Genomic DNA, 26,026 nt, shown 5'->3' with positions numbered 1-26,026 from the left:
AAGGAATCTATAAAAGATTTCTTTTTTTTATTGCTTGTAGGTTCGCTTCATAAAAAAGAACAGCTAGCAAAAGCTAACTGCTCCAATCATGAAAATGAGATTGTATAGAGTATTGACGGAATATTTATTTTAAATTCAATTTCTTTAAAGTAAACATTCCCGTTGATATAATGGCTGCACCAACTACAGAACCTAACCAGTCTCTCCAACCTAAGGTATTAAAAGGTGTATCTGTTAAGCCTATAATTAAGAAGATAGCAAACGTCAATACACCGAATGCTAAGCATCCCCAAAATGTTTGTAAAGATTTTATCATCTTCTTTCGAAAATTTATCATATAAATCATCCTTATTAGTATATATTATTTTTATAAATAAATTATCAAATGTATAAAGATTGATATTACATATCCTATAATATCATTATTAAAAAAAATAGATGGAACGAAGGGGAAACGTATCAGCGAGTACTAATGAGGTTCTTTCTCCGACATTGCTTGCTAAAGAAAAATTAATAGGGTATAGAGACAAAGAGCCTAATAATGCATCATATAATGCAGATGAATTTGGAGTGAATAGCGTTGTATATGGAAACCATAATTTAATTGACAAAGAAGGAGTAGACTAATTTGAATGTACACCTAAACGTACAAATGTAGCATATTTACTAGATAATGATGGAAATGAACTAAATCGATCAGCGAATGCTACTAATATCTCTGAGAATATTGATTACAAAGTAAAAACGGGGTTAACTTATTATATAAAAGTACAAGCGGTGGAACGTAATCATCCTGAGGGTGATTTTAATTATGTTTTAAGAACTTATGGAGAAGAAAAATATTAAAAGAAATATAGGAGGATAATGGAAAAAGGCTTATTCTATTAATGGAATAAGCCTTTTTATTTTATTTTTTATAGAGCATAAACAAGTTATTACAATTAATTTAATTTAGAAAGAGCAAATTTAGCTGTAAAATTCATTTTTTTCATGAACGAAGAATTTGCACCTGCTTGGAATTGTACTGAAATATTACCATCTTTTTGTGCTGTAAATATGCGGCCATATGGCGAATTAGCATTGTATGTGCCAAGTACTTGGTTATCTGCGTCAAAGACTGTATAAGAGATTGGGAATCCTGAATTTGTTACAAAGACAGTAAGTTCTTCACCCTTTTTAAGATTAAAAGATTCCTTTTGAGACACTTCATAAGAACTCATAGAGTAATATTTTGTAATCTCTTGAATTTCTAAATTCGTAGATGCTGCACTCGCTTTTGTTGCTTCTACCCCTGGAAAATTCATACCTGAAAGTACTGCAATTCCTAATGCGCCTGCTAAAATGACTTTTTTCATAACGTTAAATCCTCCTTTAATATTTTTGAAATTTGAAAGGTAAATGAAAATATCACCTACTGAAACCATTATAGTTACAACGATAATTATTATCAATACGAAATACTATGCAATTTTGCATACATGAAGTACAGCAAAAGGCCAATCAATTTAAATTTTGAATTATTCTTAAAAGAGGAAGTACATATTTTTAAGGTTCTCCGTAGGAATGTAGTTAATTTTTGCTCCTTATGGCAAAATGCATAGTTGAAATTTAATAACAATGTAAGATAGGTGAGAGAAAAAGCCTTAGATGAGGCGTAATAAAGGCAGCTTTTAAGGTAAAACAAAATTAAATGAATAGGGACTAATACGAATAAATGGCACTTTAAGAAGAGAAAATAGAAGAAGGCATGTATATGTATCTTGATGAATCTCATGGTGTTTTTTGAGAAGCATGTTTTTTACGTAAGGACATTAAAAGATGAGTAGTTTTTAATAGATTTTTAAGGGGAAAATATAAGAAAAAGGAAGGTGTAATCCTTCCTTTTATTATCCAGTATGTCCATGTGAATATTTGATAATATTTACCGTACTTTGAGTACCTGTTGAAGAACTCGATCCAAAAGTTACTGTGACAACAATTAAGATACCAAGTAAGCTAACCGCTAATTTTCTCATTTTAATGCTCCTTTTTTATAGTTTTTTTCACTGGCTTTGCTAGCTTCATAAAAGTAATAGCTTGCTTTTACATGATTATTTTCTTTGTAAAATTGGGTTGCTAATTTTTTAGTATATTCATTTATATATTCATATAGTTCTTCGCGTTCAAAATAGGAAATTCCTTCTAAAATAGCTTTTTCTACATCAATTGCACAACTATTTAGGTTCATTTTTTTCAAAATATTAAAGTGATGTATATAACTTTCAATACCTAACTGAGTGGAAAGTTGTAGCCCTTTTTCGATTAGCTCTTGAGCTATTTGATTTTCTCCTAATTTATAATGTTCTCTTGCCTCAATAAATAAAGCTTTATAATCACTGGCTAGCTTTTGATTAACCTCAGATAAATGGTTCTGGTGCGAAAACTTCAAGATAATTGCAGGTAATCTCTAAATCTTGGACATACTGATACTATTACTCTAAAAAAGGTGCGTGATCAGTATGGAAAAGCGAAATTTATTCAAGTGGAAGCATTATCATCATGATATTATTTTGCAAACAGTAAGATGGTACCTACGGTACAACTTGAGCTTTCGTGATTTGGTGGAAATGATGGAGGAACGGGGCTTATCCGTTGCTCATACAACGATTATGCGTTGGGTTCATCAGTATGGTCCTGAATTAGATAAAAGAATCCGTCGTCATCTCAAGCAAACCAATGACTCTTGGAGAGTCGATGAAACATATATCAAAGTGAAAAGTCAATGGATGTACCTGTATCGTGCTGTCGATTCGAAAGGAAATACCATCGATTTTTACCTAAGCAAAGCAAGAAACCACAAGGCTGCAAAGCGATTCTTCAAGAAAGCTTTGCAGTCTTTTCATATTTCTGAGCCTCGTGTCGTGACAGTAGATAAGAATCCAGCTTACCCTATAGCAGTTGAAGAATTGAGAAAAGAAAAAAAGATGCCATTAGGCATCCAACTAAGGCAAGTGAAGTATCTCAATAACATAGTGGAACAAGATCATCGGTTTATTAAAAAGCGAGTTCGTTCGATGTTAGGATTGAAATCCTTTCGCACAGCTACATCCATTCTTTCTGGAATAGAAGCTATGCATATGGTGAAAAAAGGGCAACTTGTTTTATTGGACAAGTCTGTCCAAAATCAAGTGAAGTTCATCCATCAACTATTTGGAATTGCTGCTTAAGACTAGATTTCACTAGGAAACTTTTCGCATCTTTATATCTTTCCTAAGTATTTGCACCAGAACCATTTTAGTGGCCATTTATTTTTTAAAGTTTGGATTAGAAAGAGACTCTGATAAAAACAACATATTAAGTGATATCAATATAATCTGTAGATAGTATTGGAAAATAGGCAATGCTAATTAAATTATTGGTTTTTGAATATAAAAAAAGTGAGAAGAATGGCTATCATTCTTCTCACTTTCAGCAATTAGGGTCGGCATATACATAAATATGCGTTTGTGTGGATTGATGGATGAAAAATCCACATAGACAGTATAACAAAATAATTAAGGCTCTTCACATGCAATATTGCATGCGAAGAGTAGGTAGATATAATAGTTAACTTATTTCAATAGTTTTTAAAAAGTAAAATGTGTTCATATTTAAAGAGTTAAACTTCAATTGAAGGTGGTTAAGACCTTAATTCATCATAGCTACATGATTAATTGCTTCTAGCTACTAAGTAGGAAAGAGTTAATTAATTTGAAAATGATTTGAGTAGGTAAATTCACCGCTATACTTAATAACTGTAATATATGTCCCTTTAGTATATACGTTTGTAATTGGTGTTCTCCAAATTTCTAACCCGTTGGGAGTGGTAATAAATTCTGGTTCAATTGTTATAAATCGTTGTAATGAGCCGTCAGGGTGAATCTTGAAAATCTTCATTTTGGCACCAACATGCTCTCTACCAAAACGTTGTGTTAAGTAAAAAGTATCTCCTGTTATTAGGTGTTCAATATTCCAGTCGGGTTGGTATGTACTATTTTCAGCTCCCTCTAATTCATTAACGGTTTTAAGTCCCCATTCATCATTAAAAAGATCAGAATATGCAGCTTCAACTTGTTTAGTTGGTGCAATCATTTCAATGCTAGTAATACCGCCTAATAATAGGCTTCCAATTAATACGACTTTACCTAGTTTCATTAAAATTCCTCCTATCAATTTTCATGAAACAATTCAATATAAAAAATGTGTCACATTGTTTCATTATCCAAAATACATATTGGTTCCTGCGGTTATATATTCTAATGCTAGTATTTTTCTATATAGATGGTAGCAAATTAAAATTCATACTAAATTATTTGTAATATATGAAGGTGCATATAATGGGAAATTCATATATTTTTTTATTTTAATATTAAAAACTCATGTATACATGTTACAATATAGTCCTCCAATTTATTTTATTCTTCTATTTAGAATTTATGGTTCAGTAATCCAACAAAAAAAAGCGGCTGTAGTAAATAGATGTATGAATGAAGTGAAGCAGTTAGAGTGGTTTAAAAAGCCATTAAGTAGAATTATCCAGGGGATATATTCACTTAGTTAAGTTTTAGGGGATTTCTTATGGTAAGGATTTCATACAATTTAAATAGGCCTAAATTAAACCTTTTATCCAATCAAAACTAAAAAACATTTTAATAGAGTGAAGTATATATTTAATACGGTTTATTTGGAATAATTCTTAGTTTTATATTTACTTGAAATAGAAAAATAACATATTTGTAAGGGGGATAAATAAAACGCCGCTTGTGAAAGCTATATCGCTATCTATGAAGATACATGCAAAAGAATATAGTAGTAATTTCATTTCAAATGATACCATAAATAATTGTAGAAAAAGATAAAGGAGTAAACATTTAAATAAATAATATGAGTTGTAAGAATGAAAAGGAGAAGTAAATCGTGTTTAATATAAAAAAAAGATTGGAACAAATAAAGCTAAAAACGAAGTTGTCTATGGCATTTATTGCAATATTAATTATACCTAGTCTTATCGTAGGAATAACATCTTATGATGAGGCGAAAACAGATCTTAATGAAACAATTCTACAAACAGCAAAAGATAATGTAAGTATTTTAGATAAGATTGTTGATGATGAATTAGAAAACAAATATATAGATGTAACTTATTTTGCAAAATTACTCACACAAGGCAATTATAATCCTGATCAATTACAAAATGTACAGAGTAAATTTGAACAATATATACAGTTACATCCAGAGATAGAAACAATTTATTCCGCATCCAGTAACAATCAATTTATTCATGCGCCTGTTGGAGAAATACCAGAAGGATTTAATCCGTTAGAAAGTAGTTGGTATAAGGATGCAAAAAAAGCGAATGGAGAAATTATTGTTTCATCTCCGTATAAATCAAAAGCTACAGGAAATATGGTAATAGCGATTGCCAAACAAAATGCAGATAAAAGTGGTGTCATTGGTATGGACTTAAATATTGATGATATCGTAAAAACATCTAAAATGATAAAGATAGGAAAGCAAGGTTTTGTAGCTATAGTGGGTCAAGATAAAACTATAGTTGTTCATCCAACATTAAAACCTGGTGAAAAATTAGATAAATCTTTAGCAGATGAACTTTATAAGAAAGAAGATGGAGAGATTACGTATAGCCTCAATGGTGAGGACCGAAACATAAGCTTTAAGACAAATAAAAAAACAGGTTGGAAAATAGCTGGTGTAATGCCTACGAAAGAAATTGAAGAAGCTACCAATCCTATTTTTTATAAAACATTTGCTATAATAGGAGCTTCATTATTATTAGGTGGAATTGTAATTTTCTTCGTTCTTAGATCTATTATTAATCCCCTAAAACAATTAGTTGTTTCAGCGCAGAGAATTAGTCAGGGAGATTTAACCGAAAAAATTGATATTCGTTCAAAGGATGAACTTGGTCAATTAGGTGGTAGTTTCAATACAATGGCAGAGTCTTTACGTAATATTATTTCTCAAATTAACACATCTGCAGGACATGTAGCTGCTTCTTCTGAGGAACTAACTGCTAGCGTAGAGCAAGCAAGTGTTGCGACAGAACAAATTACGAAAGAAATGGAAGAAATCTCAAATAGTGCAGAGGTTCAAAATAATGAGGTTGAATCTGGAGCTAAATTATTAGGCGAAGTAACGCGAAATATTCAGTGTGTAGCTGATAATGCTTCTGAAGTATCGACTTCATCTCTATACACAAAACAAAAAGCGAATGAAGGGGAACAATTAGTAGAACAAACTGTAACACAAATGCAGTCTATACATCATTCTGTCTCCCAGTCAGATAATGTAATAAAATTATTAGATAAAAAATCACAGCAAATAGGCACTATATTAGAAGCGATTCAAAATATTGCTGAACAAACAAATCTATTAGCACTAAATGCGGCGATTGAGGCGGCTAGGGCAGGAGAACAGGGACGTGGATTTGCAATTGTTGCGGATGAAGTTGGGAAATTAGCGGAACAATCAGGACAATCTTCAATGGAAATTGGAAAATTAATTAAGGAAATACAATTAGATGTACATGAGACTGTTAAAGCTATGAATGAAGTAGGAATAGAAGTACAGTCGGGAATTAAGGTAGCGAATGATACAAAACAAAGTTTTTATGAGATTTCAAATTCAGCGAATGATATCGTTTCCAAAATACATGGTATGGTGGACCTATCAAATAAGATGACATCTGATGCAATGCAAGTCGATACATCTATTAATCAAATAGCAGTAGCTGTAAAAGAGAACACCACAAGTATGCAAACTATAGCTGGTTCATCCGAAGAACAACATGCTTCCATGGAAGAGATAAATTCTTCAGCAACTCAATTGGCACAAATGGCAGAAGAACTTCAAGAGTTGATTGGAGGGTTTAAGGTATAAGTGAGCATTTTAAAATATAATTGTGTGAAGTGTTATAAGTCATAGCAAGTAAATGCTAATTATGACACTTGTAAATGAGGACCAACTACTTTAAAAGGTAGTTGGCCTCTTTTCTTGGAGGGAAATTTATTAAATCTATTTAAATGAAAAGTTTAAATAGATTTAATAAAAATTGAGAAAATGACAATATATCCTTTTTTAAAAAGATACAAAGAAAGAGGACGGAAAATCCGTCTTCTTCATCTAATTTCAAATAATATCTGATGATTTGTAAGCCCAGTCAAGGTATGCAGGTTTACCGCCACTACTAAATGATAGTTCAAAATCACCAGCCTTAAAGCCTTGCGGGAAACCTTCTTTATTACTTTTCCACTAGTCCTATGTTTAAGAGAAACATATGAATTAGATTAACCTCGATTTTTGACATATACTTTAAGGTGACTGTATCCTGCAGTAACACTAAATGGTATATAATCACTACTTTTCTGGTGGGCTATTGTAGTACGGCTATTTTCGTCCATTACTCAAGCACTAGCGCCCGTTGGAAATGAAAATGCTGTAAAAACAAAACCAAACATTAAAGCGATAGAAAGTAATACTGAAAATAATTTGTTCTTTTTCATAATTAAATCCTCCTATCTTCAATTAATTCACTTCAAGTATAATGCGTATTCCGAATAATTAGAATAAGTATATTTATTGAAAATATGTATAGTCTTAATTTTTTGGAAGCGTTCTATATAAAATATGAGTGTTGTGATGAAGAAAAATTAAGAGGAAATGATAAAGAACTTCTTTCAGATTCATTGAATCTTATATGTATATTGAATGAGAATGATATTGGTAGAAAGAATTCTCAAAGATGAAGGCTAGCAATTCCATATGCAAGTTTTAGTAATACTTCATATATTAAAATCTATTATAAATATAGATCTTATATATTAAAAAGAAATAAAGATAAAACGGTTCTGGTGCAAAAACTATAAGGCTCATGTAACGAATCTCTGAAACTTGGACATACTGATACTAGTACTTTAAAAAAGGACGTGATTAGTATGGAAAAGCAAAACTTATTCAAGTGGAAACACTATCAGCCCGAACTAATCTTATTAACAGTAAGATGGTACCTTCTGTACAATTTAAGCTTTCGTAACCTGGTGGAAATGATGGAAGAACGAGGAATATCAATCGCTCACACAACCATTATGCGTTGGGTTCATCAATATGGGCCTCAATTAGAAGAGAAAGTACGATATCATCTTAAATCAACAAATGACTCATGGAGAGTTGATGAAACCTATATCAAAGTAAAAGGTCAATGGATGTATTTATATCGTGCTGTAGATTCCGAAGGGAACACCATTGATTTTTATCTTAGTAAATCAAGAGATAAACAAGCAGCCAAGCGCTTTTTCAAGAAAGCTTTGGCTTTTTCGTATGTTTCTAAACCTCGTGTGATAACAGTAGATAAGAACCCTGCCTACCCTATAGCGGTGCAAGAGTTGAAAGAGGAGATCCATATGCCCGAAGGCATACAACTAAGACAAGTTAGATATCTTAATAATATAGTGGAACAAGATCATCGTTTTATCAAGAAACGTGTGCGTTCTATGTTGGGATTTAAATCATATAAAACAGCAACTTCTATATTGAGTGGTGTGGAAGCCATACATATGATAAAAAAGGGACAAATTGATTTACAGAATCAGTCTGTCCAAAATCAGAAAGAGTTCGTTCACCAAGTGTTTGGACTTATAGCATAAAATACGATTCCGTTAAGAATCTACCATCATCCATGTTCTTCTTCATATATTTGCACCAGAACCGTTTATTTCGTATGCAAATCTTTCAATCACCTACACTTGCCCTTTAGAAAAAAGAGACAATCTCTCCTAAAATTGACATTGCATAAGCTTAGCTTGATAGCGATGGGGTAGCACCACACATCCATCAACTTAAGAAGAATAAACGCCACCAAAACAAAAAAATCCCCAAATTTTTCTTGAAAATGAAGTGAAGCCGAATAGTGGTACATGAAAAAAACACCTCCTGAATTCGCATACTAAGTATGCAAATTCAGGAGGTGTTTTTCGTTTGAAGACAAGAGTTCATTACCCAGAAGAAATAAAGTGGAAAGTGATTGAAATGAAAAAGGATGGTTATTCAAATCACACCATTATGGAGAAGCTCGTCATTAAAAACGTTTCCCAAATTAAGACATGGATGAAATGGTATCGTACAGATCAAACGTATCGTTTTCAACAACCTGTAGGAAAACAATATTCTTATGGAAAAGGGCCAAAAGAGCTAAGTGAATTAGAACAACTACGTTTAGAAAATAAACATTTAAAAACAAAATTACTTGTATGGGGAAAGTATCTGGAAATCGAAAGGAGTTGAAACCAGAAACTGTAGTTACTTTATGGAGAGATGTAAAAACAAAAATAACTGTAAGAGAATTATGTAGCGTATTAGAATTACCCCGTTCCACATTTTATCGCTGGTTACAACGAACGGAACGTCTTAAAGATGATATAGAAGAGAAGATAAAGGCCGTCTGTCTTAGGCACAAATTAAGGTATGGATATCGAAGAGTGACCGCCACTCTTCCAAAAATGGGACTGTGTGTGAATCATAAAAAAGTATTACGGATTATGAGACAATATCATATACTCTCAAAGGTGCGGAACCAGTGGTAGCTCCTCATCGATTGGAACGTCAATTTGAAGCATCGGCCCCAAATGAAAAGTGGTTTACAGATGTGACTTACTTATTATTTGGAGAGCGTACCTTGTATTTATCAACGATTATGGATGCCTTTAATCGTGAAATTATTAGTTATGTCGTCAGTGAGTCACAAACACTGACATTAGCGATGAAGACATTAAAACAAGCAATGAGAGGAAGAAAAGTAAAAGATGTCATCCTTCACTCGGATCAAGGGAGTATTTATACAGCGAAGGAATTTCAAGCATGTGCCAAAGAAAACAGCATTATCACCAGCATGTCCCGGAGAGGAAATTGCCATGATAATGCCGTCATGGAAAGCTTCTTTGATCATTTAAAAAGTGAAGCTTTCTACTCACAAAAGATAACAAAAGTATCCAACACAACTGTGCGAAAGATTGTGCTAGAATACATTCATTACTACAATTGTGTGCGAATTCAAGAAAAATTAAAACCCCTATCCTCTAAAGAATATAGGGAACAGATGGTTTAGGTGTTTTGATATGTGTCCCGCTTTCGGGGTTCACTTCAAAAGCAGTGGGCTTTTACTTTAAATATGTTGAAAATCATTTGATATTACGACAGTATGTTTATTTAACGCTAATTTTATGTTAAAAATTAATTTGGTTTTATATAATCAATGTCAGAGATCGCTATCAATATATGTAAACATCTATGATAAAAAAAGGTGATTTTCCAAGATTATAAATCTATAATTTAAAAATCATCTAATAAATCCTCAAATTTTGTTAGGAGGGGAGTTCATGTAGCAATTAAAATTTCACTTTTATAAATCCTCGACTAAAATTTACAATGAAGGAGGGTATACATGGAGAATGTTCTACAATTATTTCGAGATGCAATATTGATATCAGAGCCGCTCTATAAAAATAATGCGGAGTTGTGGCAAAAATGGAATTCTTATTATGAAGAAGTTAAAGAAAATAATAGTAAGATTGTAACCTCGTTTTATTATTCTCCTTCATTTTCAATGCTTGTGAAGTGGCTTGAACAAAAGCGAGGAAGTGGCCTCTCTTCTTTGCAAATATTCACAAGTATAGAGAAATATAAAATTGAAATCAACGAAACTATTGGTAGATTTGTTGAACAAGAATTTCCGAAAGACAACAAAGTTAATAATATAACACCTAAAATTTTAATTGAATCTAATCACAAAAACGTGCTTGAAAACTACCTTGAAGTGAATAACTCTGCAGTTTATTATAAGTTAAGGGATGGAATAGCAAAGAATCAATTTGAAGAAGATGAAAATACAAAATTACAGTCGTATCTAATTGAAACGAAAGATAGTAGTGGAGTAGCAAAACTCTCTTCTCACAAAGATGAAGATTTAAGGTTAGCGAACATTGAAGAAGCAGCTCGATGGAATACATTAATTGATGGTGTAATGAGTAATATGGACGATCTTACCGCAGACTGTTTAGATACAATTACAATACAGTGGTTGAATCAAGCAAAATCTCCAGACGATTTTATTGATTTCAGCTATGAAAATGTACTAGATATGTGTAATATGCCAAAAGCAACAGCAAACGGTATAGAGTATTATCGTGCAGAAGATAAAATTAAAATTGCACAACGGATAGCTGCCTTGGCGAGTATCTTTATTTATTTAAATGATGATAATGAGGTCGTGGTTTTAAATGATCGTGCAGAAACTGGTAAGCAATTTGAAATGAAACGTGAAATAATTAAAAGACTTTTCGTTTTAGATTCTGTAGTTCTTTGGAGAGATAAAAATACCAATGATTACGTAGGTATTGAATCTTGTAGAATAAAGCCAGGTAGCTTTTTATCGATGTATTTATACGAATCTAGTAGCACAACAGCGTTATTATCTAAAAAAGCATTGGAGTATAATAGTTATCGCCACAAATTCCATAAGCGACTCATTCGCTACTTATCTTGGCAGTGGAGAATTCGACAACAGTACAGTAATTTAAAAAGACCATATTCGATTGGTGGAGAAAAAGGACTATTATCTGTTATAGGGATTAATATAGCTAAGGGGCGTCCACACCGTATTCGTGAGCAATTAGAAAATGTGTTAATAGATTTAGAAAAAGAAAAAGTTATTTCACATTGGGCGTACACTAAAGATTTAGATGAGACACAGTTTACAAAGAAGTATTGGTTTGAAAATTATTATTCACAGTTAGGAATAGTGATTTTACCACCAGAAGAATTAATTAATTCTGTGGGGAAAATGAAAACAAGAAAAAATATAGATGTAATACAAGGGGAAAATCAAATTGTAAAAATAAATAGTAAACCTTTGAATACGGATGAGAATGAAAAATTGATTCGAGAGAAACTAGTTTTTTTTCATACTAAAAAGAATATAAAAATGAGAGAACTTTCGGAAGAAATAGATATTTCGCAACCTACTCTTTCCAGATTCTATAATCGAAAAACAAAGCGTCTTTCTGAAAATGCTAGAGACAAATTAAGTCACTGGTACAATAGACAAATTATTATTGAAAAAATGTAAAGAAAGAATATCTATTTTATTGAACTACTCACCACTTAACATCCTCACGGACTGTTTGAAGTGGGAGATTCCTAAGTACGGAAACCTAACGGTTTCTAATTCATTAGGCGATCCCGTAGTTCCTACGGTTAAGAGACGAATTGCTTGGTTTCTAAGATTGAGCGCTGCATTTCGATCTCTATCGTGATGTGCGCCACAAGTAGGGTAATCCCACTCACGAATTGATAAAGTTTTTAATCGGTATAATGAAAAATTTCAATTGTTCATTATACCGATTAAGTGAAACAGTGTAAATGAAATCCCTTTAAGCAAAAGTTTTTTAGAGGCTTGTTTAAGGTTTGTCTCTATGTTTTTTGAAAATTATGTCTTTATAAAAGTATCTTAATTCTAATTGAATTGGACTATATATTAAAATTTATGACTAACAAAACTGATGGAATGTTAGAATATCCTTGTATATACTTTACGCATATTTATTTAATATAGCTGAAGCTTTTTCTTTGATTAGTGTAACTATTTCTATAGGATGTTTAACTTCAACGTCATCTCCCAAACCTAAAAAAAACTCACTCATATATCCAATTTCATTTTTATTTAGGTATGTATCAATTAGACCTGTTCCATCATCAAGTATTTTAATTTTTTCACGTAACCAGATGTTAAAATCACATTTAAGAATACCTTCTCTTGTTAAAATCACATATAATTTTATAAGTTCTTTGGGTTTTTCTTCTGTTTTTTTAAACCATGTATTTAAAGTTAAATTAGAAAAATCTTTCTTTTGCGGGAAGTTATTTTTAACTTCTAGCATCCTTATTCTATCTATTCGAAACAATCTATTTTGTTGCCTATTAAAGCAATATGCGGGCATATACCAATACCCATTAGACGAATAAATACCTATGGGCTGTATAATTCGTTTTGAGAAGCCTCTTTTTGATTCATACTCAATTTGTATCACTTCTTGATCAATAGCAGCATCCATTATATTTTTTAAAAGAGGGGTCTTTTCCTGTCTTGTTGGAGTGATAAAGAGCACCCTTTCACTCATTGAATCAATTTTTTTTTTTAGTTCTTGTGGAAGATAATTATAAAATTTATTTAGAGCGGATTTAGATTCATGTTCAAATGGTATGGAATCATAATATTGTAAAGATTGACAAGCGAAAAACAAGGAGATTGCTTCATTTTCAGAGAATGTAATGGGGGGTAATAAGCCATTTTTATTTATTAAACGATACCCCCCATGAGGACCTCGTTCAGAATAAAGTGGAATTCCAAGGGTAGATAATTCTTCTAAATCCCGTAGAATCGTACGTTTAGATACATTAAATTCATCTGCAAGCTCTTGCACAGTAAATTTATTTTTTGTGTTGATTTGCAGCAATATATTAAAAAGTCTATTTATCTTGCTCATCAGTTTTCATCCTTTTTAAAAATTTTTCTTTTATACATGACAAAAATTGTCACTATTAAATGTTACGATTAAGTTGTTCAAATAAGGAATGGAGGCGAATATATGTACAGTAAATTGATGCGAACTACCTTTAAGAGTGCAACAGTATACAAGTTTAATGTATTAACAAAGATTATAGCAACGCTTATAGCCGTGTTTGCTGTAAGGCAGGTTTGGACCGTCTTATATGAGAATCCCCCAGCGAATGGGGTTAATGTTACTTTAGACGTAATGTTAACATATATGACAATCTCAATTGTACTACAATCCCTATATACTCCTACAATTGTATGGGAAGTAAGTCAAAAAATTCAAAATGGACAAATAGCACAAGAATTTCAACGTCCATGGAATTTTGAGTTTGCAATGCTTTCGCGTTCGTTCGGACTGATTCTTGCGAATATTATGACGGTTGTTATTCCTATTGGAGTTATTACCGTGTTTATTTTCCCAATTAGTATTAGTAGCTCATGGATAATGTGGTGTGCTTTTTTATTTAGTATTTTTGCTGGTATTATAATAAATTTTTGTGTTCAGTTTTTTATTTCTCTTCTTGCATTTGTTTTTGTAGAAGTTTGGGGATTTGAGATTGTTATAGGATTAGCTACTTCGTTTTTATCCGGACAATTAATACCACTGTGGTTTTTCCCAGAGTTTTTGCAAAAAATCGCTCAATTTCTACCTTTTAGAGGAATGTACGATATTCCATTATCTATTATAACAGGGCAAGTTAATTTTCAGAATGTTTTAGGTTTATTGGCTTTTCAAATAATGTGGGCTGTTGGCTTAATAATAATCATCCGTTTAGTTGTTAGATATTTTCAAAGAGTGCTTGTAGTTGCTGGTGGTTAAGAAAGGAGAGAAGTATATGGAATACTTAAGACTTTATTTAAAAATGCAGAAAGCTAATATTCGTTCTAGAATGGCATATCCATTTAATTTTTTCTTAGGCATTATTTGTGTTACATGTTTCGGAATATTTTCTACCCTATTTATATGGGTACTAACAAGAAACTTTCCAAGTATAGCCGGATGGAATTTTTACGAAATTTTATTCATTTCGTCTTTTAACATGCTTTCCTATTCGTTGGGCTTACTATTATTTATACACATTATGGACATTGATCATTATGTAAGAAATGCGGAGTTTGATAGAATCCTTGTCCGACCAATGAACGCACTTTTACAGTTTGCAAGTAAGCAAATTAATATTAACAGTTTAGGAACAGTAATTTATGCAGTAAGTGCGTTAATTTACGCAGGTGTCCATATTAGTGGATGGAGTGCTGTATCAATTTTATATACCGTGTTACTAATTATTTGTGGAACTATAGTTTCTATATCTATCCATTTAATAATAGGATCAACAGCCTTTATTACTTTACAAAGTGGAGGATTGTTTCAAATGTTAGACAATATCTATACGAATGTTGATAACTATCCAGTCACAATTTTTCCGAAATGGGTACAATTTTTCTTAACTTTTATACTTCCTATTGGGTTTATAGGCTTCTATCCAAGTGCCGGTTTATTAGGAAAAGGTTCTTATTTATTAAATGACAATCTTATTTTGATTTGTTTGGCAGTCTCACTTATTTTATCTATTTTAAGTTATATTATTTGGCACGTGTCTATTAAGTTTTATTCGGGAGCCGGTTCTTAATTTTTAAAAAATTTTGGGGGTGTCTGTATTGATTATTGAAGCAAAAAATTTATCGAGAGAATTTACAGTATATTCTAAAGAAAATGGTTCTTTCTTTATGTTGAATCAAATTTTAGGAAGGAAAGGAACTAAGAAAAAGGTTGTAGATAATATAAATATGGACATTGCTGAAGGTGAAATGGTAGGGTATTTAGGACCCAATGGGGCAGGGAAATCTACAACAATAAAAATGCTTTCAGGAGTTTTAACACCTACTTCAGGAGAGTTAAAAGTTCTGGGTAGGGAACCAGGGAAGTATCGTAAAGAAAATGCTAAAGATATTGGCGTTCTATATGGACAGAGAACACAGTTATGGTGGGATCTAAAATTAAAAGATTCCTTTGAACTATTAAAAGCGATATATAAAGTTGATTCTAAGGTATATAAAAAAAGATTAGATAACTTTATTGAAATATTAGATATGGAGGAATTTATAAATCGACCAGTCCGACAATTATCTTTAGGGCAGAGAATGAGAGGAGAAATGGTTGCTACACTACTGCATTCACCACCAATTTTATTTTTAGATGAACCAACTATTGGCTTAGATGTTTTGGCTAAAAATAAGATACAGGAGTTTCTTAAATTTTTAAATAAAGAAGAAAAAACAACGGTATTAATAACATCTCATAACATGGACGATATTGAAAAATTATGTGACAGAATTGTTCTTATTGATCAAGGAAAGATTATGTTTGATGGTGCAAAAAATAATTTAAAGAAAATGACCACAAAAAAAGATACGTTAATCGTGGAAATTGCGCTAGAAGACATGAATAAGATACCATCTTTGATTCCTCTAAAAAAAGAAGATAATAAAATGTACTTTGAATTTAGTGATCATGAAGAAGTACCAAAGATTATTAATGAATTATCTAAACAATTCAGGTTAATTAAAATAGAAATTGAAACACCTGAAATAGAGCAAGTATTAAGGGAATTATATGAAAATAAACAATATGGGATGGTTCTTTAACGTACTGTTAACAACAAAATTACTATTAAATAATGGAATGATAAGAGTAGATTATTATATTATAAATATGCCAAGCGGCAATATATTATGAGAGGAGGGAAAGACATGACAGATTCAAATACAAAAATGTTTGTTGGTGGCGTAAAGATTTAATATTGTTCTAATTTTTCAGGTAGAACTATTCAGATGTACTTTTTTAGTACTTCTGGATGGTTCTATTTTTTTATATAAGAAATTATTATTTTATATTAATGTACAAACATCTTTTAGACGTATTGTATAAAAAAGTCATAAGGAAGGCACTAGAAGTCATTAACATGACGTTAACATGTTAATGATTTTAAAGTAATGGAACAGTACAAGTGTATATGAGATGATAACTATGAAATAAGAAAATAAGAAAATAAGAAAATAAGTATATAAAGGAGGTGATTAATATGACAAACCCAAAAGTTCTTGTTGGAGGCGTAAACGCGTAATATTGTTCTAATTTTTTAGGTAGAACTATTCAGATGTACTTTTTTAGTACTTCTGGGTGGTTCTATTTTTTTATATAAGAAATCATTATTTTATATTAATTTACTAATGTTTTTTAGATGTATCTTCTGAAGAAGATCAGAAGGAAGGTACAGGAAGTCATTAACATGACGTTAACATGTTAATGATTTTAAAGTAATGGGACAGTACAAGTGTATATGAGATGATAACTATGAAATAAGAAAATGAGTATATAAAGGAGGTGGTTAATATGACAAACCCAAAAGTTCTTGTTGGAGGCGTAAACGCGTAATATTGTTCTAATTTTTTAGGTAGAGCCATTTAGACTTACTTTACTAGTATTTCTGAGTGGTTTTATTTTATATGTTCATTAAACCTAATATAACTATGTATTAATACTTAAATGTTATTTGGATATGGTTTATGAAAAAACTTTAAAAGGAATATGTTAGTAGTTCTTAACATGGTATTAACATGTTAAGAACTCTAAATTGATGGGACAGTACAAGTATATATATGATTATAACTGTATAAAGGAGGTGATAAATATACGAGATGGAAAATCAAAAGTTCTTGTGATTAAAGTTATTTAATTGTTTCAGTAATAACAGACATATAGAAATGTTTAAAATGCCTTCTTTTTTACTTTAGTAGTTAAAGCTATGTGAACCATACTTAATTTATTTTATTAATATGCATTATGAAAAGGTTAAATTATTTCCATGTATAGTGACTACTTTTCCTCACTAAGCTCTTACTATAAATTATTACATTGATTATGTTAAACACTTTAATTTCTCCGAAAAATCCTTAGGCCTACTACTAAGGATTTTTTATTTAATAAAAAATTCATACTTTAATGTTTTTTCTGTAAATAACGCAAAATTAACTGTGTATTTATGTCATTACTTTTAATCAATTTGTATTCTTTTATTTAAGGAATAAAAAATATGGAGAAGAAAAAGATGAAAAATTATAAAGTTAACAATTCAATACTAGACTTGGTAGGTAGTACACCATTAATGTTATTAGAAGCATTTTCTGATAATGATGTGAGAATTTTTGCGAAGATAGAAGGGTTTAACCCTGGGGGAAGTATGAAAGATCGTCCAGGATTAAATATGATTAATATTGCTGAAGAAAAAGGAATATTAAAGCCGGGTGGAAGAATTATTGAGTCAAGCTCAGGGAACTTAGGAATTGCTCTAGCTATGATTGGTGCAGTTAAGGGATATCAGGTACATTGTGTAGTCGATCCTAGAATTAGTACGACTAACTTAAAGATTATGCGAGCGTATGGAGCAACAATAGATATGGTCTCTCGACCAGATAACTATGGTGGCTATCAACAAGCAAGGATTGATAGGGTAAAGGAATTATTAGAAGTATATGAAGATGCTTACTGGCCGAATCAATATGACAATAAGGGGAATCCAGAGGCACATTATAAAGGAACAGCTTTTGAAATCTATAATGCGTTAGGAGAAGATATTGATTACTTAGTAATACCTGTTAGCTCCGCAGGATTAGTAACAGGTTGTGGTTTATTTGTTAAAAAGCATATGAAAAAAACAAAAATTATAGCGGTTGATGCAAAAGGATCAACTATTTTTGGTGGCTGTCCTTCTGCTCGTAGGATGACGGGGATTGGTGGGAATGTAACACCTCCTAATTTAAAAAGAGAACTTATAGATGAAGTATTTCATGTGAATGACGATGAGAGTGTTCAAATGTGTGAACAGATTATTAAAAATGAAAGTCTTCTTGTTGGTCCATCTTCAGGAGCGGCACTTTTTACAGCACTTAAGTTAAAGGGAAATATAAAAGGTAAAAAAAATATAGTAGTAATATTTCCTGATAATGGCGATAGATATTTGGATGGTTTATTGGATGTATTTTGTTCAAAAAGTAATCGGAAAGTAAATATTGAAAATCTAGCTTATTAGCAATGAAAGGAAGCTAACAATGGATTATGTAAGATCTGTATTTGATTTATGTGGCGATACCCCAATTGTACAACTAAATAGAATGGCTAAATATCAGAATGTATTTTTAAAGCTTGAAAGCTTTAACCCTGGTAAGAGTGTCAAGGATCGACCTGTTATAGAAATGCTGAAAGATGCGGAGGAATCGGGCAGATTGAGGGCAGGGATGACTATTGTCGAATCCACTTCGGGTAATACTGGCATAGCGTTAGCTTTATATGGGAAGAAAAAAGGTTACAGAGTTATATGTGTAGCAGATGAAAATATCCCGAGAGAAAAGCTTAACTTACTTAAAGCATATGGTGCAGAGGTAGAGATGGTGGAAGGAACCATAAATTTGAAAAATGCAGATTTAACAGAATATCGTATAAAATACATTCGTAATTTAATTGCAGATAATAAAGATTATATTAATTTGAGTCAATATGATAATGTGATGAATCCTCATGCTCATGAAATACATACTGCAGAAGAAATATTAAAACAAATTAATCAAGATATTAAAGCGATAGTTATTAGTGTTGGCACAGGTGGAACAATAACGGGTGTCTCTAAAGGTATCAAAGATAAAAGGCCAGATTTGCTAATATATGGGGTGGAGCCAGTTGGATCTACTTTATTTGGTGGAGAAAAAGGCCCATATTTACAACAAGGTCCTGGAAATTATTTTAAGCCTAAAATATTTAATACAGTACATGTAGATAATCATGAAAAGGTTAATGACTATAATGCCTTTAAAACAACAAGGGATTTAGCTACTAAAGAAGGTTTATTATTAGGAGGATCTTCGGGAGCTGTAGTATATGCTGCTATCAAAATTGCCGATCAATTAGAAGAATCAGGTGGAGTTTTAGCAGTTTGTCCTGATAATGGGACCAAATATTTAGACACAATTTTTAATGATGAATGGCTCAAAGAACATAATCTGTTTTAATCAAGGAGGTGAGTTCAATGATAATGAATAAAAATAAATCTAATATGGTTCAAATGATTGAGTATTTTTGTAATAGAAATACTACTGATGTTGAGCAGATTATTAAAATGGTACATGAAGTTGGGTATGATTTAACTCAAATAGAGAATGTTAATTTTTTATTTTCAACAGGTGTAAATAGACATCGGTATATAAGTATAGTAGAAAAGAATGCTAATCTTGAACAAAGTGTAAAATTTATACACCAGAATTTAATTTATGAAATAGAGTCTAGTTACATTACGCAGCGACTTGAATTGACTCATTATCAAATTGTGGTAATAGAGATCAATCTGAAATATGCGAGAATATTAAAGGAATTAGAAATAGATAATGAATCAATACTTTACCAAAGAATAAATTATTTCCTTATACCAGTATTACAATTATTATCTTTAAAGCAAGTACTAGAAATTTGTATTGACTACTCGAAAAAACGCGTTGCTTTTGATGTACCTATTCATAAACATCAATTAGTGGGCCAAACATTAGCAGATAGTTTTACAGAGTATACAACCAATAAATTATTATTAATAGAACTAGCAAAGAAATTAGATAAGAAATTAATTACCATGAAAGAATGTGTTAGATCAATAATATTTCTTATAGAGAGTCAACAAGAAATTGTAGATAAGTTAGTTCCTACAACTGGCGCATATGGATTAATTGAAGAAGCAGGTATAAATAGCAGGTTTTTAGAAATTCATGGAATTGGTTCTGTATTCCACTACATTAACTACGTATAACTAAGAGGGTTTGATAAATGTGGGTTATATTAAAACTTTGTTAAAAAAACAAATAGCGTTAAAAAAAGAAGCAGCAGTTATCAATGAAGAATTTATATATTCTCCTACAAAGGTAATAAAGGAAATGAACGTTATTAGTAATAACTTTAAGCATTTCAAAAAGGGAGAAAAAATTGGTTTAGTAGTAGATCATTCTTTACGATCATTGATGATATTGTTAACAATTATAGAGCAAGAATATAGTTTACTACCATTGGATAGTAAATGTACAGTTTCTGAAATAGAAAGAGTTAAAAAAATTACAGAAACAAGTGTATGGATTATACCAGATACCTATAACTATGAATCTATATCAACCAGTAGCTGTTACACTTACTCGGAAGTTTATAGTGAACAATTGAAAAGACCAAATAATAACTATGAAGCAGAAAGTAAATCCTTATATATGCTTACTTCTGGAACAAGTGGTATTACTAAAATTGCCAAGATTCCTTACCATAGTTTATGGAGAGGTGCGGAAAGCTATCGAGATTGGTTTGATATTAAAAATACCGATACTATAATTTCAACCGTTCCATTAACTCACTCATACGGTTTAATAGGTGCATGTTTAACTTCAATTTTTAGTCAAGCTACTCTGTATCTATGTAAAAACCCTACCCCCAGAAAAGTCATTAATGCAGTTCATGCATCAAAATCTACAATTTTATTTGGAGTACCTGTATTTTATAACATACTTACTCAAGCCCAAAAAATAACAAAAATAGATTTAGAAACGCTAAGATTAATAATTTCATCAGGAGGTCCTCTAGATAAGATAGTTAAGAGGAAATTTTTCCAAAAGTTCGGTCTGCCTATTCAACAAGTATATGGAAGTACAGAAACAGGTGCCATAGCAGCGACACATCCTGTTAGAAAATCAAGTTTAAATGCGGTGGGTTACATATTACCTCACGTTAAAGTAGAAACAAGTAATAATGGTTGTTTAAAAGTGCAAAGTCATACGGTTTTTAATGGATATTTAACTGAAGTTGGTGAGCATTCGTTTGTTATTAACAGAACATTCGAAACAGGAGACTATGGATATGTTAAAAATGGAGAGGTTTTTTTAAAAGGACGGGCAAAAACATTTATAAATGTTGGAGGTAGAAAAATAAATCCAACCGAAATTGAACGTGCTTTAGTAAATCATCCTTATATTACAGATTGTAAAGTTTTAGGAGAAGTGGATACATTATATGGAGAGAGAATTGTTGCCTATGTTCAAGCACAAAGTGAGTATCTAACTATTGAATGTGTTAAAGAATTTTTAGAAAGAAGATTAGCAGAATATAAGTTACCCCACCAAATTAAAATTGTACAAGAAATTTCGAAAAGTTGGAAGGAAAAATATATAGAAGGGGATAGATACTAATGAGATACGTAGAAGAGAAAGAACAAAACGATAGTATTTGTATAATCGGATTAGGTTATGTTGGTGTTACACTAGCTAGTGCATTTCTTGCTAAAAAACAGAATGTTGTAGGTATTGAGGTGAAAAAAGAAGTTAGGGATCAATTGAGTAGAGGGGATATACATCTATTTGAACCTGGAATAGAAAGTATATTAAAAGAGGAAATTAATAATAGACTTACAGTTCAACAATATATTCCGGATAATTTAAAGAGTGTAATTATTTGTGTAGGTACTCCGTACTCACAAAAAGATAATAAGCCAGATTTAAGATATCTCAAGGAAGCTATTGAGGCTGTAAAAGATAAAATGACATCCGATACTTTAATAGTTATTCGAAGTACATTACCAATTGGTGTCACTAGGGAATTTGTTTTACCTATACTTCAAAATAAAATTAAAAATCCTAAAGTTGTATTTGCACCAGAAAGAACAATTCAAGGTAAAGCATTAGAAGAGTTATTAAATTTACCACAGGTTATTGGAACATCCAATGATGAACATTTTGAGCAAGCTAAACGGCTTTTTGAGAAGCTAGGCGTAGAAGTAGTCAGGGTACGATCGTTTGAAACAGCAGAGATGCTGAAGTTAATGTGCAATGCACATACAGATATTTTATATAGCTTTGGGAATGAGATGTCCAATATTTCAACAAAATTTAATATAGATATACATGAGATGATAGAAGCTGCAAATCATAATTATCCTAGACCAGATATTGCGACTCCGGGTTATGTAGGGGGATCATGTTTAACTAAAGACCCTTATCACTTAATTTATTCTGCTAAACAAAAAGGATATATGCCGCATTTAGTAAAAGTAGCAAGAGATACAAATGAGAATTTGCTTAAAGGTATTATGTTACAAATAAATGATATTTTGGAGAGTAAAGGGTTGGATTGGAATACCACTAAAATTTTTGTTTCAGGGTTGGCATACAAGGGACGGCCTGAAACAGATGATTTAAGAGGAAGTGCAATATGGGAGCTCCTTAACCTTTTAAAAGGAAAGAAAGTTAAAGAAATCATGTTACATGATTTTGTGATTGATGCTCAAAAAATTGAAGAGGAATTTGGACTAAAGGCTGTTACATTCGAAGCTGGAATGAAAGAAACAGATATTGTGATTATTTTAAATAATCACCCGCAGTATCAATTATATTCAGATAATATAATTGATACTCATGAGAAGAAACAGAAAATTATTTATGATGTATGGGGTATTTATAAAGAGGTTCTCAAAAATGTGACAAATAAAAAATGTGATTACTTAGGAGTGGGATTTAATGGCTAAAATTTTGGTAACTGGTGGAGCAGGTTTTATAGGTTTTCATTTAGTAAAGTATTTACTATCCCAAGAACATAATGTAACGGTTATTGATAACTTTTTTAGAATTAAAGAAGATGATGAATTTAGAAAGCATGAATCTAAATTTAACTTTATACAAGGTGATCTAACTAAACCTTTAGATGATCTATTAATGGATAAGTCATTCGACTATGTATTTCATTTAGCTGCTATAAATGGTGTTAAATATGCGAATGAAATGCCTGAAAAAGTATTAAGGACCAATATTTTGAGCACGATTAATGTTTTAGATTGGTGTGCAAAGCATCCACCTAAGTCATTTGTTTTTTCTTCATCTAGCGAAACGTATAATGGGTCAAAAGAATGTTTTGATATACCAATCCCGACATCCGAGGGCGTACCTGTAGCAATTAGTGATGTAACTTTACCAAGAAATTCTTATGCGGGTTCGAAGATTACTGGTGAATTATTAACTATTCATTACGCAAATAAATATAATTTTGCAGGGAAAATTGTTCGCTATCATAATATTTATGGACCAAGAATGGGAAAAGACCATGTAGTTCCAGCTTTAATTGAAAGAATTTTCAGTAAAGAAACCCCTTTTAAACTATATGGTGCTGAACAAACAAGAGCGTTTTGCTTTATTACAGATGCAGTGGAAGCAACATATGAGGTGGCTTTACTAGAAGATGAAAAATGTCAGATAGTTCATGTTGGTAACTCAGAAGAAGAAATCGAAATTAAAGATTTATGCAAAAAAATATTTAAGATAGCTAATTATGATGTGGAAATTGAAAATCTTCCAGCACCAGCAGGTTCACCTGCGAGAAGATGCCCAAGTACAGAAGAACTTAAAAGAATAATTAACTATATGCCTAAAGTCTCATTAGAAGAAGGATTGTTCCGAACTTATGAATGGTACAAACAAGAATATAAAAAAAATATTGATGTTGTTTAGAAGTAGTTATCCAATGGTATCAGGTGCTGATAACATGGCAAGTTATACTGCCAAATTTTTATCTAAACACAATGAGGTAGATATAATACTGGTACAAAAAAGCGATGTGCATAAAAAATATAAAATAATAAGAGATGAACTAGGAACAAGGATTTTTATCCCTAGTTCATCATCCCTTGACGATTATATTGATTATTTAGAAAAATTGGAACCAGATTTAATACATTTAGTGGATTTAGTAGATGAAGAGTTTTGTGATGTTGTTCAAAAGTTAAGTTATAAAGCTCCAGTTGTAGTAACTCCTGCAACAGATATTCGCTTATGGGAAAATCGAAGGAAAGGGCTTAATATATGTCGACTTGCAAAAAATATAGTTACTTTAACAGAGTACGAAGAAAAGAATCTTATACAAGAATTGGGATCAAAATATCTCAATAATATTGTTAGGATTTCCCAGGCTCCTGTAATAAGTGATGAAGAAATATTTGATTTTCGGGAAAAATATAATATTTCAATGGATGATCAAATAATTTTATTTCTTGGAAGAAAAATAAAATCAAAAGGCTATCATCTTTTATTGAAAGCAAGTAGTGACATAATAAAGAAACATCCTAATAGTAAATTTATTTTCATTGGACCTCATTATAAAGGATCTAAATTGATATTCGAAAGGTATAAAGATAATAAAGCAATATTAGATTTAGGTCAAGTTTCAGAAAGAGAAAAACTTTCTGCATTACAAGCTTGTAATTTACTATGTTTACCTTCTACTGCAGATGTATTCCCATTGACATTCCTAGAAGCATGGCTGTGTAAGAAGCCAGTAGTTTCAGCTAACTTTCCAGGTGTTAAGAATATCGTTAACCATGGGGAAAATGGGCTGATAACAAATACGGAAATACAATCTATCTCAGCGAATATACAGTTTTTATTAGAAAATAAGTATCTCGCTCAGTTGTATGGGGAAAATGGGTATCAGAAGGTTATCAATCAATATTCATGGGAAAAGGTAACAGAAAATATTCAAGTGTTATATGAGAAAATTATTGAAAGGGAGGTAGAAACATATGAGAGCAGTAATAATGGCAGGGGGGAAAGGGATTAGATTACACCCATATACTAAAATCATCCCTAAACCACTTATTCCTTTGAATGAAATACCAATCTTAGAAGTTATTTTGAGACAACTTCAATACCATGGATTTACACATGTGACTCTAACTTTAAATTATAAGGCTCGTTTAATTCAAACTTATTTTGGAGATGGAAAAGAGTTAGGGTTAAATATTGACTATACAGTTGAAGATAAAGAAATGGGAACAATTGGACCACTAACATTAATAGAAAATTTGAATGAGCCTTTTTTATTAATGAATGCAGATATATTAACAGATTTGGACTTTGGAAAATTTTATAAAGAACATATTGATTCCAATGCAATTGGTACGGTCATGTTATATAACCATTCATTAAATGTTGATTTTGGTGTGGTAGAAAGAAATTCTATTGGTGAGATTACCGATTACCTTGAAAAGCCGTCTCACGATCTACTAATTTCTTCAGGGATTTATATGCTAAACCCTGAATCAATATTTTATTTAAATAAAGATGAAGAAATAGGTGCACCTGAATTTTTAAAAAAATTAATTAAATCGCAAAAAATAGTTAAATCATATATTCATGAAGGTGTATGGATGGATATTGGGACAAAAAGAGGGTTAGACTTAGCTACCGATTTCTTTCAAAAAAATAAAAATCAATTATTGAATTTAAGTAAAGAAAATTTAATAGAAAAAGATAGGGTTGTATAAA

Annotated in this window: 20 protein-coding genes and 3 pseudogenes; 17 read left to right on the top strand and 6 right to left on the bottom strand. The window is 31.3% G+C overall.

Features of this window, described 5'->3' with window-relative positions:
- Positions 1 to 124: 124 nt before the first annotated feature.
- Positions 125 to 337 carry a hypothetical protein gene (locus MKY70_RS28830; RefSeq protein WP_341074705.1) on the bottom strand — a complete coding sequence of 71 codons (213 nt, stop codon included), beginning with the start codon at positions 335 to 337 and terminating at the stop codon, positions 125 to 127.
- 101 nt (positions 338 to 438) lie between these two features.
- On the opposite strand from MKY70_RS28830, the gene MKY70_RS28825 reads away from it, so the two are divergent.
- Complete coding sequence (locus tag MKY70_RS28825) at positions 439 to 627, top strand: hypothetical protein (protein WP_201033450.1); 189 nt, start codon at positions 439 to 441, stop codon at positions 625 to 627.
- Positions 628 to 941: 314 nt separating this feature from the next.
- Here MKY70_RS28825 and MKY70_RS28820 read toward each other — a convergent pair whose 3' ends face one another.
- Entirely contained in the window at positions 942 to 1,355 is a 414-nt protein-coding gene (locus MKY70_RS28820; protein ID WP_341074701.1) for a hypothetical protein, read from the bottom strand.
- A gap of 656 nt (positions 1,356 to 2,011) precedes the next feature.
- Positions 2,012 to 2,407: pseudogene (locus tag MKY70_RS28815) on the bottom strand (tetratricopeptide repeat protein); the annotation flags it as partial.
- Between the two features lie 91 nt (positions 2,408 to 2,498).
- Here MKY70_RS28815 and MKY70_RS28810 point away from each other — a divergent pair.
- Entirely contained in the window at positions 2,499 to 3,206 is a 708-nt protein-coding gene (locus tag MKY70_RS28810) for an IS6 family transposase (RefSeq protein ID WP_241139207.1), read from the top strand.
- A 514-nt stretch (positions 3,207 to 3,720) separates the two neighbouring features.
- Here the strand turns inward: MKY70_RS28810 and MKY70_RS28805 are convergent.
- Positions 3,721 to 4,173, bottom strand: coding sequence for a DUF5065 family protein (locus tag MKY70_RS28805; RefSeq protein WP_241139186.1), 453 nt, complete (start codon positions 4,171 to 4,173; stop codon positions 3,721 to 3,723).
- A gap of 762 nt (positions 4,174 to 4,935) precedes the next feature.
- Here MKY70_RS28805 and MKY70_RS28800 point away from each other — a divergent pair.
- From MKY70_RS28800 to MKY70_RS28785, 4 genes and pseudogenes are all read left to right on the top strand, one after another.
- Entirely contained in the window at positions 4,936 to 6,918 is a 1,983-nt protein-coding gene (locus tag MKY70_RS28800; RefSeq protein ID WP_241139185.1) for a methyl-accepting chemotaxis protein, read from the top strand.
- 1,055 nt (positions 6,919 to 7,973) lie between these two features.
- Positions 7,974 to 8,681: an IS6 family transposase gene (locus MKY70_RS28795; RefSeq protein WP_149191291.1), complete on the top strand. Its 708-nt coding sequence runs from the start codon at positions 7,974 to 7,976 to the stop codon at positions 8,679 to 8,681.
- Positions 8,682 to 9,012: 331 nt separating this feature from the next.
- Positions 9,013 to 10,138: pseudogene (locus MKY70_RS28790) on the top strand (IS3 family transposase).
- A gap of 336 nt (positions 10,139 to 10,474) precedes the next feature.
- Complete coding sequence (locus tag MKY70_RS28785) at positions 10,475 to 12,157, top strand: helix-turn-helix domain-containing protein (protein WP_341026545.1); 1,683 nt, start codon at positions 10,475 to 10,477, stop codon at positions 12,155 to 12,157.
- Positions 12,158 to 12,268: 111 nt separating this feature from the next.
- On the opposite strand, the pseudogene MKY70_RS28780 reads toward MKY70_RS28785, so the two are convergent.
- Positions 12,269 to 12,394: pseudogene (locus MKY70_RS28780) on the bottom strand (zinc ribbon domain-containing protein); the annotation flags it as partial.
- A 226-nt stretch (positions 12,395 to 12,620) separates the two neighbouring features.
- Complete coding sequence (locus MKY70_RS28775; protein WP_088031227.1) at positions 12,621 to 13,574, bottom strand: helix-turn-helix transcriptional regulator; 954 nt, start codon at positions 13,572 to 13,574, stop codon at positions 12,621 to 12,623.
- A gap of 102 nt (positions 13,575 to 13,676) precedes the next feature.
- Here MKY70_RS28775 and MKY70_RS28770 point away from each other — a divergent pair, with 102 nt between their 5' ends.
- The 11 genes from MKY70_RS28770 (at position 13,677) to MKY70_RS28720 (ending at position 26,025) form a co-directional block, all read left to right on the top strand.
- Positions 13,677 to 14,465: an ABC transporter permease gene (locus tag MKY70_RS28770; protein WP_201050416.1), complete on the top strand. Its 789-nt coding sequence runs from the start codon at positions 13,677 to 13,679 to the stop codon at positions 14,463 to 14,465.
- A gap of 16 nt (positions 14,466 to 14,481) precedes the next feature.
- The gene (locus tag MKY70_RS28765; protein ID WP_088031225.1) at positions 14,482 to 15,276 is read left to right on the top strand and encodes an ABC transporter permease; all 795 of its coding nucleotides are present in this window, start codon (positions 14,482 to 14,484) and stop codon (positions 15,274 to 15,276) included.
- A 28-nt stretch (positions 15,277 to 15,304) separates the two neighbouring features.
- Positions 15,305 to 16,291 carry an ABC transporter ATP-binding protein gene (locus tag MKY70_RS28760; protein ID WP_088031224.1) on the top strand — a complete coding sequence of 329 codons (987 nt, stop codon included), beginning with the start codon at positions 15,305 to 15,307 and terminating at the stop codon, positions 16,289 to 16,291.
- 1,463 nt (positions 16,292 to 17,754) lie between these two features.
- Positions 17,755 to 18,735, top strand: a complete 981-nt coding sequence (sbnA, locus tag MKY70_RS28755; protein WP_176280902.1) for a 2,3-diaminopropionate biosynthesis protein SbnA — start codon at positions 17,755 to 17,757, stop codon at positions 18,733 to 18,735.
- 19 nt (positions 18,736 to 18,754) lie between these two features.
- Positions 18,755 to 19,708, top strand: coding sequence for a PLP-dependent cysteine synthase family protein (locus MKY70_RS28750; protein WP_241139182.1), 954 nt, complete (start codon positions 18,755 to 18,757; stop codon positions 19,706 to 19,708).
- Positions 19,709 to 19,725: 17 nt separating this feature from the next.
- Positions 19,726 to 20,493 carry an acyl-CoA dehydrogenase family protein gene (locus MKY70_RS28745; protein ID WP_149191287.1) on the top strand — a complete coding sequence of 256 codons (768 nt, stop codon included), beginning with the start codon at positions 19,726 to 19,728 and terminating at the stop codon, positions 20,491 to 20,493.
- A 19-nt stretch (positions 20,494 to 20,512) separates the two neighbouring features.
- Positions 20,513 to 21,907: a class I adenylate-forming enzyme family protein gene (locus tag MKY70_RS28740; RefSeq protein WP_341026539.1), complete on the top strand. Its 1,395-nt coding sequence runs from the start codon at positions 20,513 to 20,515 to the stop codon at positions 21,905 to 21,907.
- Complete coding sequence (locus tag MKY70_RS28735; RefSeq protein ID WP_340814541.1) at positions 21,907 to 23,238, top strand: nucleotide sugar dehydrogenase; 1,332 nt, start codon at positions 21,907 to 21,909, stop codon at positions 23,236 to 23,238. The genes MKY70_RS28740 and MKY70_RS28735 overlap by 1 nt, the downstream gene beginning before the upstream one ends.
- Positions 23,231 to 24,214 (top strand): NAD-dependent epimerase/dehydratase family protein, encoded by a 984-nt coding sequence (locus tag MKY70_RS28730; protein ID WP_149191284.1) that lies wholly within the window; start codon positions 23,231 to 23,233, stop codon positions 24,212 to 24,214. The genes MKY70_RS28735 and MKY70_RS28730 overlap by 8 nt, the downstream gene beginning before the upstream one ends.
- The gene (locus MKY70_RS28725) at positions 24,168 to 25,319 is read left to right on the top strand and encodes a glycosyltransferase family 4 protein (protein WP_341074698.1); all 1,152 of its coding nucleotides are present in this window, start codon (positions 24,168 to 24,170) and stop codon (positions 25,317 to 25,319) included. Before MKY70_RS28730 ends, MKY70_RS28725 begins: the two co-directional genes overlap by 47 nt.
- On the top strand, positions 25,282 to 26,025 hold the full coding sequence (locus MKY70_RS28720) for a sugar phosphate nucleotidyltransferase (RefSeq protein ID WP_088031216.1): 744 nt from the start codon (positions 25,282 to 25,284) through the stop codon (positions 26,023 to 26,025). The genes MKY70_RS28725 and MKY70_RS28720 overlap by 38 nt, the downstream gene beginning before the upstream one ends.
- Position 26,026 lies beyond the last annotated feature (1 nt).

This window comes from Bacillus sp. FSL R9-9492 (assembly GCF_038007365.1).
In the GTDB taxonomy this organism is placed as follows: Bacteria; Bacillota; Bacilli; order Bacillales; family Bacillaceae_G; genus Bacillus_A; species Bacillus_A mycoides.
This window is presented reverse-complemented; position numbering and strand designations above follow the sequence as displayed.

Bases quoted from the DNA above. Each gene is read 5' to 3' on its own strand.
- MKY70_RS28830 (WP_341074705.1), bottom strand. From the start codon at position 337: ATGATAAATTTTCGAAAGAAGATGATAAAATCTTTACAAACATTTTGG.
- MKY70_RS28825 (WP_201033450.1), top strand. From the start codon at position 439: ATGGAACGAAGGGGAAACGTATCAGCGAGTACTAATGAGGTTCTTTCT.
- MKY70_RS28820 (WP_341074701.1), bottom strand. From the start codon at position 1,355: ATGAAAAAAGTCATTTTAGCAGGCGCATTAGGAATTGCAGTACTTTCA.
- MKY70_RS28810 (WP_241139207.1), top strand. From the start codon at position 2,499: ATGGAAAAGCGAAATTTATTCAAGTGGAAGCATTATCATCATGATATT.
- MKY70_RS28805 (WP_241139186.1), bottom strand. From the start codon at position 4,173: ATGAAACTAGGTAAAGTCGTATTAATTGGAAGCCTATTATTAGGCGGT.
- MKY70_RS28795 (WP_149191291.1), top strand. From the start codon at position 7,974: ATGGAAAAGCAAAACTTATTCAAGTGGAAACACTATCAGCCCGAACTA.
- MKY70_RS28785 (WP_341026545.1), top strand. From the start codon at position 10,475: ATGGAGAATGTTCTACAATTATTTCGAGATGCAATATTGATATCAGAG.
- MKY70_RS28775 (WP_088031227.1), bottom strand. From the start codon at position 13,574: ATGAGCAAGATAAATAGACTTTTTAATATATTGCTGCAAATCAACACA.
- MKY70_RS28770 (WP_201050416.1), top strand. From the start codon at position 13,677: ATGTACAGTAAATTGATGCGAACTACCTTTAAGAGTGCAACAGTATAC.
- MKY70_RS28765 (WP_088031225.1), top strand. From the start codon at position 14,482: ATGGAATACTTAAGACTTTATTTAAAAATGCAGAAAGCTAATATTCGT.
- sbnA (WP_176280902.1), top strand. From the start codon at position 17,755: ATGAAAAATTATAAAGTTAACAATTCAATACTAGACTTGGTAGGTAGT.
- MKY70_RS28750 (WP_241139182.1), top strand. From the start codon at position 18,755: ATGGATTATGTAAGATCTGTATTTGATTTATGTGGCGATACCCCAATT.
- MKY70_RS28745 (WP_149191287.1), top strand. From the start codon at position 19,726: ATGATAATGAATAAAAATAAATCTAATATGGTTCAAATGATTGAGTAT.
- MKY70_RS28735 (WP_340814541.1), top strand. From the start codon at position 21,907: ATGAGATACGTAGAAGAGAAAGAACAAAACGATAGTATTTGTATAATC.
- MKY70_RS28730 (WP_149191284.1), top strand. From the start codon at position 23,231: ATGGCTAAAATTTTGGTAACTGGTGGAGCAGGTTTTATAGGTTTTCAT.
- MKY70_RS28725 (WP_341074698.1), top strand. From the start codon at position 24,168: ATGAATGGTACAAACAAGAATATAAAAAAAATATTGATGTTGTTTAGA.
- MKY70_RS28720 (WP_088031216.1), top strand. From the start codon at position 25,282: ATGAGAGCAGTAATAATGGCAGGGGGGAAAGGGATTAGATTACACCCA.